Genomic DNA, 17,229 nt, shown 5'->3' on the forward strand with positions numbered 1-17,229 from the left:
ACCCCAGCCGAGCGTCTACGTGATCTACTCACCACCTGAAACCAAGTGGTGTTGCGACGACCCCTTGAACCCAACCTTCGGATCGGGGCCTTGTTGTGTCTCGGCCCCGCGGACCCACGCGCGCCAGCCGCGACCGGCGATGACGTGGGACGCATTCAGGTCAGCGTGCTCAACGAAGCCGCAGGAGAGCATGCGGTGTCGTAGGGCTGGGCGGCGTCCGGCCGGAAGGTGACGGGTTTCCCGGTCGCTCGCCGGCGGCGTGTGGAGCCGGGCGTGCCTGGGGTGCCGGCTGTGAGCCGGCCGGCGCGCGCGGTGCAGGCGTCGCTGGTCTGTTTGATCGCGTGCTGGGCGGCCTGGGCGCCGAGAGCGAAGTGTGCTTTGAGGGTGGTACAGGTGAGGGCGCGCGGTCGTCGGTTGTCGGTGACGCCGGTGGTGTGGGCGATGCGTGAGGCGTGATCGGCTGCCGCGTTGCAGGCGTGCAGGGGTGCGCGCAGGGCCGAGGCCTGTTCGGGGGTCGGCTGGAGTTTGACGCGGGTCACGAGCTTCACGCTGCGACGGTGGGGTGTGTCGGGGGTGGGGGCCGGGGGATCGCTTGTCCATCACTCGAACGGGCGACCGATCGCGTGCGGGTTGCCGCTGCGGGACCGTTCCGTCGCCTCGCCGTAAATCGGTTCGCGTGTGATTTGGCCGGGGTGAGATCCTGGACCGCGTATGTCTACGCACTCCGCCCCCGCCCTGGGCGCCCTCGCCTCCCGTCTGCCCGAGCTGTCGCTGCGTGATGCGCATCGGCTCGGGCGGCGGCTCGAAGGCGCACGCAAGATCCGCAAGCCGGAGGCCCGCGCGGCCGTCCTCGCCGAGATCGAGGGGGAGATCGAGAAGGCCGAGGCACGGATCGCGGCGCGGCGTGCGCGTGTGCCCGCGGTCGGTTATCCGGAGCAGTTGCCGGTCAGCCAGAAGAAGGACGAGATCGCGCAGGCCATCCGTGACCACCAGGTGGTCGTGATCGCCGGTGAGACCGGGTCCGGGAAGACGACGCAGATCCCGAAGATCTGTCTGGAGCTGGGCCGTGGGGTGCGCGGGATGATCGGGCACACCCAGCCGCGCCGGATCGCCGCGCGGACGGTGGCGGAGCGGGTGGCGGAGGAGTTGGAGACGCCGCTCGGTGAGGCGGTCGGCTGGAAGGTGCGGTTCACCGATCAGGTGGACCCGGAGGCGACGTTCATCAAGCTGATGACGGACGGCATCCTGCTGGCGGAGATCCAGACCGACCGGGAGCTGCGTGCCTACGACACGATCATCATCGACGAGGCGCACGAGCGGTCGCTGAACATCGACTTTCTGCTGGGGTATCTGGCGCAGCTGCTGCCGAGGCGGCCGGATCTGAAGGTCGTGATCACTTCGGCGACGATCGATCCGGAGCGGTTCTCCCGGCATTTCGGTGATGCGCCGATCGTCGAGGTGAGCGGGCGGACGTATCCGGTCGAGGTGCGGTACCGGCCGTTGCTGGAGGAGGACTCACAGGACGCGGACCGGGATCAGATCACCGCGATCACCGATGCCGTCGAGGAGCTGATGGCGGAGGGCCCGGGGGACATCCTGGTGTTCCTGTCCGGTGAGCGGGAGATCCGGGACACCGCGGACGCGTTGAACAAGAAGCAGTACCGGTTCACCGAGGTGCTGCCGTTGTATGCGCGGTTGTCGCATGCCGAGCAGCATCGGGTGTTCCAGCCGCACACGGGCCGCCGGATCGTGCTGGCGACGAATGTCGCGGAGACGTCGCTGACGGTGCCGGGCATCAAGTACGTCATCGATCCGGGTTTTGCGCGGATCTCCCGGTACAGTCACCGCACGAAGGTGCAGCGGCTGCCGATCGAGCCGATTTCGCAGGCGAGTGCGAATCAGCGCAAGGGCCGTTGTGGCCGTACGTCGGACGGTATCTGTATCCGGTTGTACAGCGAGGAGGATTTCCTCTCGCGGCCGGAGTTCACCGATGCGGAGATTCTGCGGACGAATCTGGCGTCGGTGATTCTGCAGATGACGGCGGCGGGTCTGGGGGACATCGAGAAGTTCCCGTTCATCGATCCGCCGGACCACCGGAACATCCGGGACGGTGTGCAGCTGCTGCAGGAGCTGGGTGCGCTGGATCCGGCGCAGAAGGATCCGCGCAAGCGGCTCACGCCGATCGGGCGCAAGCTGGCGCAGCTGCCGGTGGATCCGCGGCTGGCGCGGATGGTGCTGGAGGCGGACAAGAACGGCTGTGCGCGGGAGGTCATGGTCATCGCCGCCGCGCTGTCGATCCAGGATCCGCGGGAGCGGCCGGCGGACAAGCAGACGCAGGCCGATCAGCTGCATGCTCGTTTCCGGGACGAGACGAGCGATTTCCTCGCGTTTCTGAACCTGTGGCGGTATCTGCGGGAGCAGCAGAAGGAGCGGGGTTCCAGTTCGTTCCGGCGGATGTGCAAGCAGGAGTTCTTGAATTTCCTGCGCATCCGGGAGTGGCAGGACATCTACACGCAGCTGCGTACGGTGGCCAAGCAGATGGGGATCCATCTGAACGAGCAGGATGCTCCGGCGGACCGTATTCACATCTCGTTGCTGGCGGGTCTGCTGTCGCACATCGGGATGAAGGACGTGCGGGAGTCGAAGGACTCCGGTCCGGGGGCGCGCCGGGACGGTGGCCGGAACGAGTACCTGGGGGCGCGCAACGCCAAGTTCGCGATCTTCCCGGGGTCGGCGTTGTTCAAGAAGCCGCCGCGGTTCGTGATGTCGGCGGAGCTGGTGGAGACGTCGCGGCTGTGGGCGCGGGTGAACGCCAGGATCGAGCCGGAGTGGGTGGAGCCGCTCGCCGGTCATCTGGTGAAGCGGACGTACAGCGAGCCGCACTGGGAGAAGGACCAGGCGGCGGTGATGGCGTACGAGAAGGTCACGTTGTACGGGGTGCCGATCGTCGCCCGGCGGAAGGTGAACTACGGGCGGATCGATCCGGAGGTGAGCCGGGAGCTGTTCATCCGGCATGCGCTGGTGGAGGGGGACTGGCGTACCCATCACAAGTTCTTCGCGGACAACCGCCGGCTGCTGAGCGAGGTCGAGGAGCTGGAGCACCGGGCGCGGCGCCGGGACATCGTCGTCGACGACGAGACGCTGTTCGACTTCTACGACCAGCGGGTGCCCGCTCATGTGGTCTCCGGGGCGCATTTCGATTCCTGGTGGAAGCGGAAGCGGCAGGAGCAGCCGGATTTCCTGGACTTCGAGCGGGAGATGCTGGTCCGGGAGTCGGCTCAGGAGGTCACCAAGGCGGACTATCCGGACACCTGGCGGCAGGGGGATCTGAGGTTCCGGGTGACGTATCAGTTCGAGCCGGGTGCGGATGCGGACGGTGTGACGGTGCACATTCCGCTGCAGGTGCTGAACCAGGTCACCGGTGAGGGGTTCGACTGGCAGATCCCGGGGCTGCGTGAGGAGCTGGTGACGGAGCTGATCCGTTCGCTGCCGAAGCCGATCCGCCGCAACTATGTGCCCGCGCCGAACTATGCGATGGCGTTCCTTGAGCAGGCGCAGGTGTCGTCAGAGCCGTTGACGGTGGCCATGGCCCGTGAGCTGAGGCGCATGGTCGGGGTGCCGTTCGAGCCGGAGGACTTCGACTGGTCCAAGGTCCCCGACCATTTGAAGATCACGTTCCGGGTGGTGGACGAGCGGCGGCGCAAGCTGGCGGAGGACAAGGATCTGGAGGCGCTGAAGCTGCGGCTGAGGCCGAAGGCGCGCAAGGCGCTGTCGCGGGCGGCCGCGGCCAGTGCGGAGCGTGCGGGCGGTGTGTCGCTGGAGCGCTCGGGTCTGACGGACTGGACGATCGGCACGCTGCCGCGGGTGTTCGAGACGCGCCGGGCGGGTCAGCCGGTGAAGGCGTATCCGGCGCTGGTGGACGACGGGGACACGGTGTCGGTGCGGTTGTTCGACACCGAGGCGGAGCAGGCCGAGGCGATGTGGCGGGGGACGCGCCGGCTGATTCTGCGGAACATTCCGGTGAACCCGGCGAAGTTCGCGAGTGACCGGCTGACGAACCAGCAGAAGCTGGCGCTGTCGGCGAATCCGCACGGTTCGGTGCAGGCGTTGTTCGACGACTGTGCGACGGCGGCGGCGGACCGGCTGATCGCGGACTTCGGCGGTCCGGTCTGGGACGAGGAGTCGTACCGGAAGCTGTTCGACACGGTCCGCGCGGAGATCGTGGACCTGACGGTGCGGACGGTGGGTCAGGTGCAGCAGGTGCTGGCGGCCTGGCAGGCGTGCGAGCGCCGGCTGAAGGGGGTGCGGTCTCCCGCGCTGCTGCCCAATCTGGCGGATGTGCGGCAGCAGGTGGACGCCTTGGTGAAGCCGGGCTTCGTGACGGAGGCGGGCATACGGCGGCTGCCGGATCTGATGCGGTATCTGGTGGCCGTGGACCGCCGGCTGCAGCAGATGCCGGTGAACGTGCAGCGGGACACCACCCGTATGCAGAAGGTCCACGAGATGCAGGACGAGTACGCCTGGCTGCTGGAGCAGCTGCCGCAGGGCCGGCCGGTCCCGGAGCGGGTGCGGGAGATCCGCTGGATGATCGAGGAGCTGCGGGTCAGCTATTTCGCGCATGCACTGGGGACGGCGTATCCGGTGTCGGACAAACGGATCGTGAAGGCGATCGACGCGGTTCTGGGGTGAGCGTGCGGGTACGCTGCGTGAGTTCGACCGGGGAGCTCGGCTCCTGTACAGTTTCTTCTCGCAGCGCACCGCACACGCGGTGACGCCGCTGATGGTCCTGTGGAGCAGTTTGGAGTGCTCGCCACCCTGTCAAGGTGGAGGCCGCGGGTTCAAATCCCGTCAGGACCGCGTCGGTGAAGGCCCGCCCCGGGACATGGTGGCGGGCCTTCGTGCTGTTCCCGTGGGCGGGGCGGGGTGCGGGGTGCTGTTCCGTGTGCGCCGCGGTGCCTTGACGGCGTCACCTCCCCTGGGTACGCCAGAGGGCAGGGGCCGTTCCCGTACGGCCCGCTGGAGGTGGCGCATGTCGGCATCCACCAGGCACGCGACGCGGGCTCTGCTCCGCGCCCATCTCGCGGCCGCCTCGTCCTTCGGTCATCTCACCCGTTACTGCCCGGTCTGCCGTCGTCTGCTGGCTCTGGCCATGGACGGTGCCGCGCCGGCGGCCGGGCCCGGCGCTCCCCGGGGTGCGGAGCCTCGCGGTGCCTGCGAGAGCCCGGAGGGCTGCGAGGCCCCTGTGAGGGCGTTTCAGCCTGTCGGGCTGCATGGTCGCAGGACGGTGTGAGTGCGGCGCCCTGAGGGCCGTTCAGAGGCGTCTGACCGTGTGTCATACGGGCCGGGTGGCGCGGGTCACGCTGGTCGCCGGGCGGTGTGCCGCCGGGAGCGTGCGCCGCCGGGCGTGCGGCCGGTGCGTTTGGCCGGCTGCTTCCGGAGCCGGCCGCCCGCACGGTCGTTGAGCGGTCAACTCCCTTGTGTGCGTGGGCCGATGAGGGAGAGGCCGCCTCTTAGCGCACCCGGACAGCGGACCGCAAGAATCCGTTCATGTGACGGGTGTCACCTCATGAAATTGCACGCGCACGGTCCTTACACCCGCCCTACCCGGCCTCAATTTAATATGTGCAATTGCACTGCCCTGCGGGGAGTTCCCGCGGCGGTCTCATCGCCTTCCCCAGAGACCCGCAGGGCCGCACACCGGCACGCCGCGCGGGCCCGCAGAAGAGCACAAAAAAGATCGCGCTGGACCCGGCGGAGTCCAGCGCGATCGACGACGTACCCGTGCCACTCGCCCGATAGCTCGGGCCGGCCCGGGCGTGGAACCTGTTGGGGCAGGTCCCGCGTCATGTGGAGCCAGAGGTGCCCCGGACGCCTCGGCAGGTTGGGGGACCCGGCCGTTTTGTCCGGTTCTGCGAAGGCTCAGGCCTCGCTACGCTGCTGCGGGATGCCCGCGAGCAGGGCGCGGACCTCGGCCTCGCGGTAGCGGCGGTGCCCGCCGAGCGTGCGGATCGACGTGAGCTTGCCGGCCTTCGCCCAGCGCGTGACCGTCTTGGGGTCGACACGGAACATGGTGGCGACCTCAGCCGGGGTCAGCAGCGGCTCGGCATCAGGGGTGCGAGCGGTCATGAGCGGCCTCCTCGGGAGAACCGAACCTTCTCGGTTCTTTCCTCTAAATTCTGCACCTTGACCCGCGTTGCCCGAAATGGCGGACGCGAGTCGAGTCGGTTATAGGACGAACGGCTTGTCCTCGGCACTACAACTACACCATCTGTCCAGCCCCGTCGGCCAAACCGATGGAATTGCCCTCCCAGGCGTCCATCAGCGACGGAAGCCGATGGACCATGCCATAGCGGACAGTCACGCCGCCGTGACGATCAGTCACGGGGCGTCCAGGACATCACGGGACCCCCCAAAGCGTGCAATGCGGCGATTCCGTCCATAGTGCACCACATCTGGACGGAGGGAGCCCTCCCCGGACCCCTTGTCCTATTTTGGCACGAGGAGAGGCAACCAGGGCAAGAGTCTTGTAAGTGCCGTCCATCACCCTTGCGGCAAAGGCGTGGATCGCCGCGCTACGTCCCGTCAGGCGCGAATAACCCTCGACGCTACGCCGTCGAGACCCTCCCGGTCCGTGACCGGAATCACTTCTGATGACGCGTCAGTTGGCCGACCGCAGGTCACGCACCGCCCGCCACCGCTGCACGAGGCGGGCGTAGGCCTCGCCCGCCACCGCTCCGTCGCCGCGCCGCAGCGCCTCGATGCCCTCGGTCACGTCCGCCGCCGAGTGGTCGTCCTCCAGGTCACCGGCCGGCAGCAGATGCACGAGCCCGCCGTAGTCCAGCTCCACCAGGGAGCGCGGGTGGAACTCCTCCAACCAGCGCCCGACGTCCACCAGCGCGTCGATCAGCGGCGCCTCGTCGACGGTCTGCCGCAGCGTCCGCAGCGCCCGCGCCACCCGCCGCCGCGCCTGCACCATCGGCGTGCGGTAGCGCAGCAGCGGCGCCTCGTCGAGGCCATCGCCTGCGCCGCCCGCCTCCCCGGGGCCCTTGACGTACTCCCGCTCCTCGTCGGAGACCAGCACGAACCAGCTCAGCGGCACCTGCCAGGTCGCCGTGCGGATCCACGGGCGCGCGTCGGGGTTGGCCATCCGCCAGCGCTCGTAGTCCTGGGTGGCCTGGTGCCGTACGACCGGGGGCAGCACCGCGTCCAGGACCACCGCCGGAAGCTCGTCGGCCAGGCCGTCCAGGGCCTGCCAGCCGCGCAGCCGGGTGCGCCACGGGCACACGCACACCACCCCGTCGACGTCCAGCACGAACGCGTCCCGGCTCTCGTGCACCGGCACCGCCATCGGCGGGGTGGGCACCAGATCGGCCAGCGAGCGGCGCAGCTCGTCCTGGTAGGAGGGCCGGTCGGAACGACGGGCGTAGTGCACCCAGTGGCTGCGCTCCGGTTCCGGGAAGGCGGCCAGCGGTTCGTACACCCGCAAGTAAGCCGCGTACGGCACGACCACCGAGGACACCGTGGGCACGTCTGCTCCCTCCCCCACCGGACCGGGGCGGAACCCTCCCGGCCCGCGCCCGGACGGACGGAAAAACACTGCAAATCGTCCCACGCTTGAGTGGGAACGTACTCCGGGGGAGGGTGATCCCCACCACTGCTCCCCGGGCGGAGCGGGTCAGGGTCTAATCTCCTGGCACGGCCCCCGCCACCCTTACGGGGACCCGTCCCACCCGCCGCTACTTCATGGGAGTCACCACCGTGACCGACGTAACCGGCGCAGACACTGACGTACTGCAGACCCTCTTCCGCTCGGAACAGGGCGGTCATGAGCAGGTCGTGCTCTGTCAGGACCGCGCCAGCGGCCTCAAGGCCGTCATCGCCATCCACAGCACCGCTCTGGGTCCCGCGCTGGGCGGTACCCGCTTCTACCCGTACGCCAGCGAGCAGGAGGCCGTCGCCGACGCGCTGAACCTCTCGCGCGGCATGTCCTACAAGAACGCCATGGCCGGGCTCGACCACGGCGGCGGCAAGGCCGTGATCATCGGCGACCCGGAGCTGATCAAGACCGAGGAGCTGCTGCTCGCCTACGGCCGGTTCGTCGCCTGTCTCGGCGGCCGGTACGTCACCGCCTGCGACGTCGGCACCTACGTGGCCGACATGGACGTCGTGGCGCGCGAGTGCCGCTGGACCACCGGCCGCTCCCCGGAGAACGGCGGCGCCGGCGACTCCTCGGTGCTCACCGCGTTCGGTGTCTACCAGGGCATGCGCGCCTCCGCCCAGCACCTGTGGGGCGACCCGACGCTGCGCGGGCGCAGGGTGGGCATCGCCGGTGTGGGCAAGGTCGGGCACCACCTGGTGAAGCACCTGCTGGACGAGGGCGCCGAGGTCGTGATCACAGACGTGCGGCCGGAGGCGGTCCGGCGCGTCGTCGACGCCCACCCGCAGGTCACCACGGTCGCCGACACCGAGGCGCTGATCCGCACCGAGGGGCTCGACATCTACGCCCCGTGCGCTCTCGGCGGCGCCCTGAACGACCGCTCGGTGCCCGTGCTGACCGCGAAGGTGGTGTGCGGCGCGGCCAACAACCAGCTCGCGCACCCGGGCATCGAGAAGGACCTGGCCGACCGCGGGATCCTCTACGCGCCGGACTACGTGGTGAACGCCGGCGGTGTCATCCAGGTCGCCGACGAGCTGCATGGCTTCGACTTCGACCGGTGCAAGGCGAAGGCCGCGAAGATCTTCGACACCACACTCGAAATCTTCGCACGTGCGAAGGAAGACGGGATTCCGCCGGCCGCGGCGGCCGACCGGATCGCCGAGCAGCGGATGGCCGACGCGCGCACGTGACGGCCGCGGCCCGCGGGCGTCACCGACGGCTCGGCGACCTGGCCCGCGGGCGCCCGCCACGCCCGGCCGGCCCTGCGCGGGCCGGCCATCGGGCGGCTCACGGGCGCCGTCCGGGCTGCTGCCCCGGTGGGACGTGGCGAGCCGCTCCGCGGGCACGGCGGGACACGCGCCGCGGGCGCCGGGGCCCGGCGCACCGCGGACACCGACGCTCACAGGACGGCGCGCGGACGGCCACCGGGCCACCCCGCCCACGCCCCGTCCGCGCACGGGCCAGGCGGCGGCCGCACGCACCCCACAACCTCCTCGGCACGCCTTCGCCCCTGTGGGCCATCGGCCCACAAGCCAGGTCCGGAGCCGGGCGGCGAGGCGTTGCGTGTGCGACGGACCACGCGGTGGCCGGGCGGAGATCCCGGCCGGCCCCCGGCTGTCCGCCGGCGGGCGACCGGCGGAGTGACGGCGGGTGCGCGCATGGCGCGAATCAGCGCTTGTCCCTGCGGACCGTGACCGGCCGTGCGCGCAGCGATGACGTATCTTTGACCGGTACCTGCCGGTCAGGGATGGAGACAACTCTCACGTCGACCGGCGGGTCGTCCGTCCGGAAGTGGTTAAAATCGCCACTGACCAGCAAGGACGGGGTTCCTGGACGGTCCTGCGCACACGCGCGTCCTGCGGGCGACGTACCGTATGGCCGCGGGCTCAGGTACCGTGGAAGCCCTACGGACCGGTCTCTCCGAGGAGAGCCCGTTCCAGATCATGAACGCGTGTCAAGACTCTGGGGCTGTCGAGCCCCGTCGTTGAGGGGGTCGAGCCATGGGGCGCGGCCGGGCCAAGGCCAAGCAGACGAAGGTCGCCCGCCAGCTGAAGTACAACAGCGGTGGGATGGACCTCTCACGCCTGGCCGAGGAGCTGGGCGCATCGACGTCGAGCCAGTCGCCGAACGGCGACCGCTTCGCGGACGATGAGCACGACGACGACCTGTACGCACGGTACGCCGACCTGTACGAGGACGACGACGAGGAAGAGGACGAGGACTCCTCGAACTCGCACCAGCGTCGCCGCGGCGCTTGACCTTGCATCGACCACTGCCCGGTCCGTGAACTCGGCACGGACCGGGTTCTGTGCTGTCCGCGCACACGGCACGTCGTGCCCCGGGCGGCGGGCCGGGTCCCCGGGCCGGTCGCCCGGCCGTCGGTTTCCCGGCCCCGCAGGTCAGTTCGCGTAGTCACCCACCAGTGCCGCGCCCGTGGTGTACTCGCCACGCTGCGTGATCTCGCCCGCGACCCAGGCATCGACGCCCCGGTCGGCCAGCGTGGCCAGGGCCACGTCGGTGGACTCGGCAGGCACGATCGCGATCATGCCGACGCCCATGTTGAGGGTCTTCTCCAGCTCCAGTCGTTCCACCTTGCCGGTCCGGCCGACCAGGTCGAAGACGGGTGCCGGGGTCCAGGTGGCGCGGTCGACCACGGCGTGCAGACCGTCCGGGATCACCCGGGCGAGGTTGGCGGCGAGCCCGCCGCCGGTGATGTGGCTGAAGGCGTGCACCTCGGTGGTGCGGGTGAGCGCCAGGCAGTCCAGCGAGTAGATCCGGGTCGGCTCCAGCAGCTCCTCGCCGAGGGTCCGGCCCAGCTCCTCGATGTGCGCGTCCAGCGACAGGCCGGCCTGGTTCAGCAGGACGTGCCGCACCAGCGAGTACCCGTTGGAGTGAAGCCCGGAGGACGCCATCGCGATCACCGTGTCGCCCTCGCGGATGCGGTCCGCGCCCAGCAGCCGGTCGGCCTCCACGACACCCGTGCCGGCACCGGCGACGTCGAAGTCGTCCTCGCCGAGCAGACCGGGGTGCTCGGCCGTCTCGCCGCCCACCAGGGCGCACCCGGCCAGCACACAGCCCTCCGCGATGCCCTTGACGACGGCCGCGACCCGCTCGGGGTGGACCTTGCCGACGCAGATGTAGTCGGTCATGAACAGCGGTTCGGCGCCGCACACCACGATGTCGTCCATCACCATGGCGACCAGGTCGCGGCCGATGGTGTCGTACACGCCCAGCCGGCGGGCGATGTCGACCTTCGTGCCGACGCCGTCCGTGGCGGAGGCGAGCAGCGGGCGTTCGTAGCGCTTCAGGGCGGAGGCGTCGAAGAGGCCGGCGAAGCCGCCGAGGCCGCCGAGGACCTCGGGGCGCTGCGTCTTCTTCACCCACTCCTTCATCAGCTCCACCGCGCGGTCGCCCGCCTCGATGTCGACGCCGGCAGCCGCGTAGGAAGCACCGGACGCACCGGTGGTGGTCTCAGACATTGCCTGGGATCTTTCGGGTCGGGATTACGGGGCTGACGGGCGCCTACGGGCGACGGATCGCGTCGGCCGCGGCCGTGGCGGCGGGGCCCGCGGCCAGCTCGGTCTCCAGCAGCTGCTTGCCCAGCCGCTCCGGGTCGGGCAGCTCCACCGGGTACTCGCCGTCGAAGCAGGCGCGGCACAGGTTCGGCTTGGCGATGGTGGTCGCCTCGATCATGCCGTCGAGGGAGATGTACGCCAGCGAGTCGGCGCCGAGCGAGGCACCGATCTCCTCGATGGTCATGCCGTTGGCGATGAGCTCGGCGCGGGTCGCGAAGTCGATGCCGAAGAAGCACGGCCACTTCACGGGCGGCGAGGAGATCCGCACATGGACCTCGGCGGCGCCGGCCTCGCGCAGCATGCGGACCAGGGCGCGCTGGGTGTTGCCGCGCACGATCGAGTCGTCGACGACGACCAGCCGCTTGCCCTTGATGACGTCCTTCAGCGGGTTGAGCTTCAGGCGGATGCCGAGCTGGCGGATGGTCTGCGAGGGCTGGATGAAGGTGCGGCCGACGTAGGAGTTCTTCACCAGGCCGTTGCCGAAGGGGATGCCGGAGGCCTCCGCGTAGCCGATGGCGGCGGGGGTGCCCGACTCCGGCGTCGCTATCACCAGGTCGGCCTCGACCGGGGACTCCTTCGCCAGGCGGCGGCCCATCTCCACGCGGGAGAGGTACACGTTGCGGCCGGCGATGTCGGTGTCGGGGCGGGCCAGGTAGACGTACTCGAAGACGCAGCCCCGGGGCTTCGCCGGTGCGAACCGGGAGGCGCGCAGCCCGTTCTCGTCGATGGCCACGAACTCGCCCGGTTCGATCTCCCGGACGTAGGTGGCGCCGGTGATGTCCAGCGCGGCGGTCTCGGACGCGACGACCCAGCCGCGCTCCAGGCGGCCCAGCACGAGCGGCCGGATGCCCTGCGGGTCACGGGCGGCGTAGAGGGTGTGCTCGTCCATGAAGACGAGGGAGAAGGCGCCCCTGGCCTTCGGCAGGACCTGGTGGGCGGCCTGCTCGACGGTCAGCGGCTTGCCGTCGTCGTCGACCTGGGCGGCCAGCAGGGCCGTGAGCAGGTCGGTGTCGTTGGTGGCCGCGACCCGGGTGGAGCGGCTGTTGTTGTCGTTGGGCAGCGCGGCGACCATCTCGGCGAGCTCCGCCGTGTTGACCAGGTTGCCGTTGTGGCCGAGCGCGATGGAGCCGTGCGCCGTGGCGCGGAAGATGGGCTGGGCGTTCTCCCACACGGAGGCACCGGTGGTCGAGTAGCGGGCGTGACCGACCGCAATGTGGCCCTGCAGGGAGCTGAGCGACGTCTCGTCGAAGACCTGGGAGACCAGGCCCATGTCCTTGAAGACGAGGATCTGGGAGCCGTTGCTGACCGCGATTCCCGCGGATTCCTGACCCCGATGCTGGAGGGCGTAGAGCCCGAAGTACGTGAGCTTGGCGACCTCTTCACCCGGCGCCCAGACACCGAAGACGCCGCAGGCGTCCTGGGGGCCCTTCTCACCGGGGAGCAGGTCGTGGTTGAGTCGTCCGTCACCACGTGGCACGCCACCGAGTGTAGGCGAGGCTGCCCACTGGTCCGAATTGGGGACGAACGGCGCCCCGCGCTCCCCCGGCCCGTCCCCACGGCCATCCCCCCGGCGTTTGTGCAGGTCAGGCAGGTCGGGCGGGGTGCCGGACGGAGGCGGCCCCACGGCGGCCGGGTGGCCGCGTGCGGGGCGAGTGCGCGTGAGGTGCCACACATCCGCCGGGCGGTGCCGGGGCATGCGGGCAGGTCAGGCCAGCACCGGCAGCAGCCCTTCGAGGTCGGCCCGCTCCCCGCTCGCGCTCACCTTCGCCTGGGCGACGGCGTCCCGCCAGACCGTCCGCCCGCAGGCCAGCCTGATCCAGGTCAGCGGGTCGGTCTCGACGACGTTGGGCGGCGTGCCCCGGGTGTGCCGCGGCCCCTGGACGCACTGCACGACCGCGTACGGCGGGATCCGCACCTCGGTGGACCCGCCGGGTGCCTTGACGGCCAGTGCGTCGGCCAGAAGCCGGGTGGCGGCCGCGAGGGCGTGGCGGTCCTGGGGGACGTCCAGGCCCGGCACCGCGGCGTTCAGGTCGTCGGTGTGGACGACCAGCTCCACGGCGCGGGTGACCAGGTAGTCCGCAAGCGGCAGGGCGCCCACGTTCGTGGCGAGCAGCCGGGTGCCGGGGTGGCTGTCGAGCTGCGCGGTCAGGTCCCGCTCCACCTCGGCGAGGAAGGCGCCGAGGTCGGGACGGTCCTGGGCGAGGCGCCGGGTGACGTCGTCGATGGCCGCGGCGTTGGCGGAGGTGGCGAAGGGCCAGTCGAGCAGCACGGCGTCCTGCCGGGCCGGCTCGTCCGGCTCCAGGGCCCGTCCGACGGCCGAGACCGCCATGCCGATGTGCGCGGCCAGCTCCCGCACGGTCCACCCTTCGAGGCGGGTGGGCAGGGCCAGCTGCTCGGGTGTCAGCCGGTCGACGGCGTGCCGGACGTGGCCGAGCTGGGCGAGCACGGCGGCACGGGTCTTGGCGGGGTCGTAGCTCCGGGTGCGTTTCTTGGCCGAGGGCATGGCGGGAGCCTAACGGCGTCGCGTCCTCGCCCTGGGCCGGTCGGGCCGCCTTGTCGCTCTGTGCGGCTTTTCGCGGGTCTGCAGGCGCGCCCAGGACCCCGGCGACGCGGGGGCCGGGGTTCCTTGGGCGTCGCGGTGTCCGTCAGGCCAGCAGAGCCGGGATGGTGCCCTCGTGGGCCTCGCGCAGCTCCTCGAGGGTCAGCTGGAACTGGCCCTGGACCTCGATGGTGTCGCCGTCGACGACACCGATGCGGGTGGCGGGCAGGCCGCGGGCGTTGCACATGTCGGTGAAACGCAGCTCCTCCGACCGCGGCACCGCGACGATCGCGCGGCCGGCGGACTCGGACAGCAGGAAGGTGAACGCGTCCAGGCCGTCGGGGACGATCAGACGCGCGCCCTTGCCGCCGAGCAGGGCGGACTCCACCACGGCCTGGATCAGGCCGCCGTCGGACAGGTCGTGCGCGGAGTCGATCATGCCGTCGCGGGAGGCGGAGATCAGGATCTCGGCCAGCAGGCGCTCCCGCTCCAGGTCGACCTTGGGGGGCAGGCCGCCCAGGTGGTCGTGGATCACCTGCGACCAGGCCGAGCCGCCGAACTCCTCGCGGGTGTCACCGAGGAGGTACAGCAGCTGGCCCTCCTCCTGGAAGGCGACCGGGGTCCGGCGGGCCACGTCGTCGATCACACCGAGCACGGCGACGACCGGCGTCGGGTGGATGGCGGCCTCGCCGGTCTGGTTGTACAGCGAGACGTTGCCGCCGGTCACCGGGGTGCCCAGCTGCCGGCAGCCGTCCGCCAGACCGCGCACGGCCTCCGCGAACTGCCACATCACCGCCGGGTCCTCGGGCGAGCCGAAGTTGAGGCAGTCGGAGACGGCGAGCGGCTTGGCGCCCGTGGTGGCGACGTTGCGGTAGGCCTCCGCCAGCGCCAGCTGCGCGCCCGTGTACGGGTCGAGCTTGGTGTAGCGGCCGTTGCCGTCCGTGGCGATCGCCACGCCGAGGCCGGTGGCCTCGTCGATGCGGATCATGCCGGAGTCCTCCGGCATGGCCAGCACGGTGTTGCCCTGCACGAAGTGGTCGTACTGCTGGGTGATCCACTTCTTGGAGGCCTGGTTCGGGGAGGCCACCAGCTTCAGGACCTGTTCCCTCAGCTCCTCGGGGCTCTGCGGCCGGGGCAGCTTGGCGGCGTCGTCGGCCTGGAGGGCGTCCTGCCAGTCCGGGCGGGCGTAGGGGCGCTCGTAGACGGGGCCCTCGTGCGCGACGGTGCGCGGGTCCACGTCGACGATCTTCTCGCCGTGCCAGTAGATCTCCAGGCGGTCGCCGTCGGTGACCTCGCCGATGACGGTGGCGATGACGTCCCACTTCTCGCAGATCCGCAGGAAGCGGTCGACCTTGTCCGGTTCGACGACCGCGCACATGCGCTCCTGCGACTCGCTCATGAGGATCTCCTCGGGCGAGAGCGTGGAGTCGCGCAGGGGGACGTCGTCCAGGGTGATGCGCATGCCGCCGGAGCCGTTGGAGGCCAGCTCGCTGGTGGCGCAGGACAGGCCGGCCGCGCCGAGGTCCTGGATGCCGACGACCAGCTTCTCGGCGAAGGCCTCCAGGGTGCACTCGATGAGCAGCTTCTCCTGGAAGGGGTCGCCGACCTGGACGGCGGGCCGCTTGGACGGCTTGGCGTCGTCGAAGGTCTCGCTCGCCAGGATGGAGGCGCCGCCGATGCCGTCGCCGCCGGTGCGGGCGCCGTACAGGATGACCTTGTTGCCCGCGCCGGACGCCTTGGCGAGGTGGATGTCCTCGTGCCGCATCACACCGACGCAGCCGGCGTTGACCAGCGGGTTGCCCTGGTAGCAGGGGTCGAAGACGACCTCGCCGCCGATGTTGGGCAGGCCCAGGCAGTTGCCGTAGCCGCCGATGCCGGCGACCACGCCGGGCAGGACCCGCTTGGTGTCCGGGTGGTCCGCCGCGCCGAAGCGCAGGGGGTCCACCACGGCGACCGGGCGGGCGCCCATGGCGATGATGTCGCGCACGATGCCGCCGACGCCCGTGGCCGCGCCCTGATAGGGCTCGACGTAGGACGGGTGGTTGTGCGACTCCACCTTGAAGGTGACGGCGTAGCCCTGGCCGACGTCCACGACTCCGGCGTTCTCGCCGATGCCGACGAGCAGGGCGTCGCTCTCGGGGGCCTTCTCGCCGAACTGGCGGAGGTGGACCTTGGACGACTTGTACGAGCAGTGCTCGGACCACATCACGGAGTACATGGCGAGTTCGGCGCCGGTGGGGCGGCGGCCGAGGATCTCCACGATCCGCTCGTACTCGTCCTTCTTCAGGCCGAGCTCGGCCCAGGGCAGCTCGACGTCGGGGGTCGCGGCCGCGTGTTCGACCGTGTCCAGAGGCGTCCTGCTCATGCGGTGACCAGCTTCTTGAGGATGGAGGTGAAGAAGGGGAGACCGTCGGTGCGGCCGGTGCCGATCAGCGGCTCCACGGCGTGCTCCGGGTGCGGCATCAGGCCCACGACGTTGCCGGCCTCGTTGGTGATGCCGGCGATGTCGTTGAGCGAGCCGTTGGGGTTGCCGTCCAGGTAGCGGAAGGCGACCCGGCCCTCGGCCTCCAGCTTGTCGAGGGTGTAGCGGTCGGCCACGTAGCGGCCGTCCATGTTCTTCAGCGGGATGCGGATCTCCTGGCCGGCGGTGTAGTCGCCGGTCCAGGCGGTGTCCGCGTTCTCCACCCGCAGCTTCTGCTCGCGGCAGATGAAGTGGAGGTGGTCGTTGCCGAGCATGGCACCGGGCAGCAGGTGGGCCTCGGTCAGGATCTGGAAGCCGTTGCAGATGCCGAGGACCGGCAGGCCGGCCTTCGCCTGCTCGATGAGGGACTCCATCACGGGCGAGAAGCGGGCGATGGCGCCGGCCCGCAGATAGTCGCCGTAGGAGAAACCGCCGCACAGGACGACCGCGTCGACCTGCTTGAGGTCCTTGTCCTTGTGCCACAGGGCGACCGGTTCGGCGCCCGCGAGACGGATGGCGCGCTGGGTGTCCCGGTCGTCGAGGCTGCCGGGGAAAGTGACGACGCCGATGCGAGCGGTCACTTCACGGCCTCCGCGGTGTCACCGGACTCGACCTTCACAGTGAAGTCCTCGATCACGGTGTTGGCGAGGAAGGTTTCGGCGAGTTCGTGAATGCGCGCGAGCGCGGCCTCGTCGACCGGCCCGTCCACTTCGAGTTCGAACCGCTTTCCCTGACGTACGTCCGAGATGCCGTCGAAACCCAGCCGCGGCAGCGCACGCTGCACCGCCTGGCCCTGGGGGTCGAGGATCTCCGGCTTGAGCATGACGTCGACTACGACGCGTGCCACTGGCACTCCCGGTGTGTGGTGCTGAGCAGGTTCCTTCAGACTACCCGCCCAGAATTTCTACGCGAGTAGAGTAGTAGAAACATACGTGATGCCGGTCACGTTCGCGCAGCAACCGGGCGTGTTTGTGAAAAGTTTTGGGAAAGTCCGGCG

The 17,229-nt window shown here is 70.2% G+C and carries 13 protein-coding genes and 1 tRNA gene; 5 read left to right on the top strand and 9 right to left on the bottom strand.

All coding sequences use genetic code 11. The annotated features are described in order from the left end of the window. Nucleotides 1-155 precede the first annotated feature (155 nt). Nucleotides 156-548 carry a hypothetical protein gene (locus IE286_RS24560; RefSeq protein ID WP_189798959.1) on the bottom strand — a complete coding sequence of 131 codons (393 nt, stop codon included), beginning with the start codon at nucleotides 546-548 and terminating at the stop codon, nucleotides 156-158. Nucleotides 549-711: 163 nt separating this feature from the next. Here IE286_RS24560 and hrpA point away from each other — a divergent pair, with 163 nt between their 5' ends. The 3 genes from hrpA (at nucleotide 712) to IE286_RS27465 (ending at nucleotide 5,290) form a co-directional block, all read left to right on the top strand. Continuing rightward, on the top strand, nucleotides 712-4,689 hold the full coding sequence (gene hrpA / locus IE286_RS24565; RefSeq protein WP_189798960.1) for an ATP-dependent RNA helicase HrpA: 3,978 nt from the start codon (nucleotides 712-714) through the stop codon (nucleotides 4,687-4,689). Between the two features lie 93 nt (nucleotides 4,690-4,782). Then, a tRNA-Asp gene (locus IE286_RS24570) sits at nucleotides 4,783-4,857 on the top strand. A gap of 172 nt (nucleotides 4,858-5,029) precedes the next feature. After that, nucleotides 5,030-5,290 (top strand): DUF6274 family protein, encoded by a 261-nt coding sequence (locus IE286_RS27465; protein ID WP_229863649.1) that lies wholly within the window; start codon nucleotides 5,030-5,032, stop codon nucleotides 5,288-5,290. 629 nt (nucleotides 5,291-5,919) lie between these two features. On the opposite strand, the gene bldC is transcribed toward IE286_RS27465, so the two are convergent. Together bldC and IE286_RS24580 are read right to left on the bottom strand one after the other, a co-directional pair. Continuing rightward, on the bottom strand, nucleotides 5,920-6,126 hold the full coding sequence (gene bldC / locus IE286_RS24575) for a developmental transcriptional regulator BldC (protein WP_003949541.1): 207 nt from the start codon (nucleotides 6,124-6,126) through the stop codon (nucleotides 5,920-5,922). 532 nt (nucleotides 6,127-6,658) lie between these two features. Continuing rightward, a complete protein-coding gene (locus tag IE286_RS24580; RefSeq protein WP_189798961.1) occupies nucleotides 6,659-7,528 on the bottom strand; it encodes a DUF8083 family protein in 870 nt (289 codons plus the stop codon). Nucleotides 7,529-7,758: 230 nt separating this feature from the next. On the opposite strand from IE286_RS24580, the gene IE286_RS24585 reads away from it, so the two are divergent. Together IE286_RS24585 and IE286_RS24590 are read left to right on the top strand one after the other, a co-directional pair. Continuing rightward, nucleotides 7,759-8,847 (top strand): Leu/Phe/Val dehydrogenase, encoded by a 1,089-nt coding sequence (locus tag IE286_RS24585; protein WP_189798962.1) that lies wholly within the window; start codon nucleotides 7,759-7,761, stop codon nucleotides 8,845-8,847. An 810-nt stretch (nucleotides 8,848-9,657) separates the two neighbouring features. After that, nucleotides 9,658-9,915: a DUF3073 domain-containing protein gene (locus IE286_RS24590; protein ID WP_189798963.1), complete on the top strand. Its 258-nt coding sequence runs from the start codon at nucleotides 9,658-9,660 to the stop codon at nucleotides 9,913-9,915. Nucleotides 9,916-10,056: 141 nt separating this feature from the next. Here IE286_RS24590 and purM read toward each other — a convergent pair whose 3' ends face one another. The 6 genes from purM to purS form a co-directional block, all read right to left on the bottom strand. Continuing rightward, nucleotides 10,057-11,136, bottom strand: coding sequence for a phosphoribosylformylglycinamidine cyclo-ligase (purM, locus tag IE286_RS24595; RefSeq protein WP_189798964.1), 1,080 nt, complete (start codon nucleotides 11,134-11,136; stop codon nucleotides 10,057-10,059). A 43-nt stretch (nucleotides 11,137-11,179) separates the two neighbouring features. Then, nucleotides 11,180-12,709, bottom strand: a complete 1,530-nt coding sequence (gene purF / locus IE286_RS24600; protein WP_189798965.1) for an amidophosphoribosyltransferase — start codon at nucleotides 12,707-12,709, stop codon at nucleotides 11,180-11,182. Nucleotides 12,710-12,937: 228 nt separating this feature from the next. Continuing rightward, entirely contained in the window at nucleotides 12,938-13,735 is a 798-nt protein-coding gene (locus IE286_RS24605; RefSeq protein WP_189798966.1) for a maleylpyruvate isomerase family mycothiol-dependent enzyme, read from the bottom strand. 142 nt (nucleotides 13,736-13,877) lie between these two features. Next, nucleotides 13,878-16,136, bottom strand: coding sequence for a phosphoribosylformylglycinamidine synthase subunit PurL (gene purL / locus IE286_RS24610; RefSeq protein ID WP_189798967.1), 2,259 nt, complete (start codon nucleotides 16,134-16,136; stop codon nucleotides 13,878-13,880). Then, the gene (purQ, locus tag IE286_RS24615; protein WP_189798968.1) at nucleotides 16,133-16,813 is read right to left on the bottom strand and encodes a phosphoribosylformylglycinamidine synthase subunit PurQ; all 681 of its coding nucleotides are present in this window, start codon (nucleotides 16,811-16,813) and stop codon (nucleotides 16,133-16,135) included. Before purQ ends, purL begins: the two co-directional genes overlap by 4 nt. Beyond that, nucleotides 16,810-17,079 (bottom strand): phosphoribosylformylglycinamidine synthase subunit PurS, encoded by a 270-nt coding sequence (gene purS / locus IE286_RS24620; RefSeq protein ID WP_125499833.1) that lies wholly within the window; start codon nucleotides 17,077-17,079, stop codon nucleotides 16,810-16,812. The genes purQ and purS overlap by 4 nt, the downstream gene beginning before the upstream one ends. Between the last annotated feature and the right edge of the window lie 150 nt (nucleotides 17,080-17,229).

The organism is Streptomyces thermodiastaticus (assembly GCF_014656135.1).
Taxonomy (GTDB): domain Bacteria; phylum Actinomycetota; class Actinomycetes; order Streptomycetales; family Streptomycetaceae; genus Streptomyces; species Streptomyces thermodiastaticus.

Coding starts and splice junctions, on each gene's coding strand:
- IE286_RS24590 (WP_189798963.1), top strand. CDS start 9,658: ATGGGGCGCGGCCGGGCCAAGGCCAAGCAGACGAAGGTCGCCCGCCAG.
- purM (WP_189798964.1), bottom strand. CDS start 11,136: ATGTCTGAGACCACCACCGGTGCGTCCGGTGCTTCCTACGCGGCTGCC.
- purL (WP_189798967.1), bottom strand. CDS start 16,136: ATGAGCAGGACGCCTCTGGACACGGTCGAACACGCGGCCGCGACCCCC.
- IE286_RS24605 (WP_189798966.1), bottom strand. CDS start 13,735: ATGCCCTCGGCCAAGAAACGCACCCGGAGCTACGACCCCGCCAAGACC.
- bldC (WP_003949541.1), bottom strand. CDS start 6,126: ATGACCGCTCGCACCCCTGATGCCGAGCCGCTGCTGACCCCGGCTGAG.
- hrpA (WP_189798960.1), top strand. CDS start 712: ATGTCTACGCACTCCGCCCCCGCCCTGGGCGCCCTCGCCTCCCGTCTG.
- IE286_RS27465 (WP_229863649.1), top strand. CDS start 5,030: ATGTCGGCATCCACCAGGCACGCGACGCGGGCTCTGCTCCGCGCCCAT.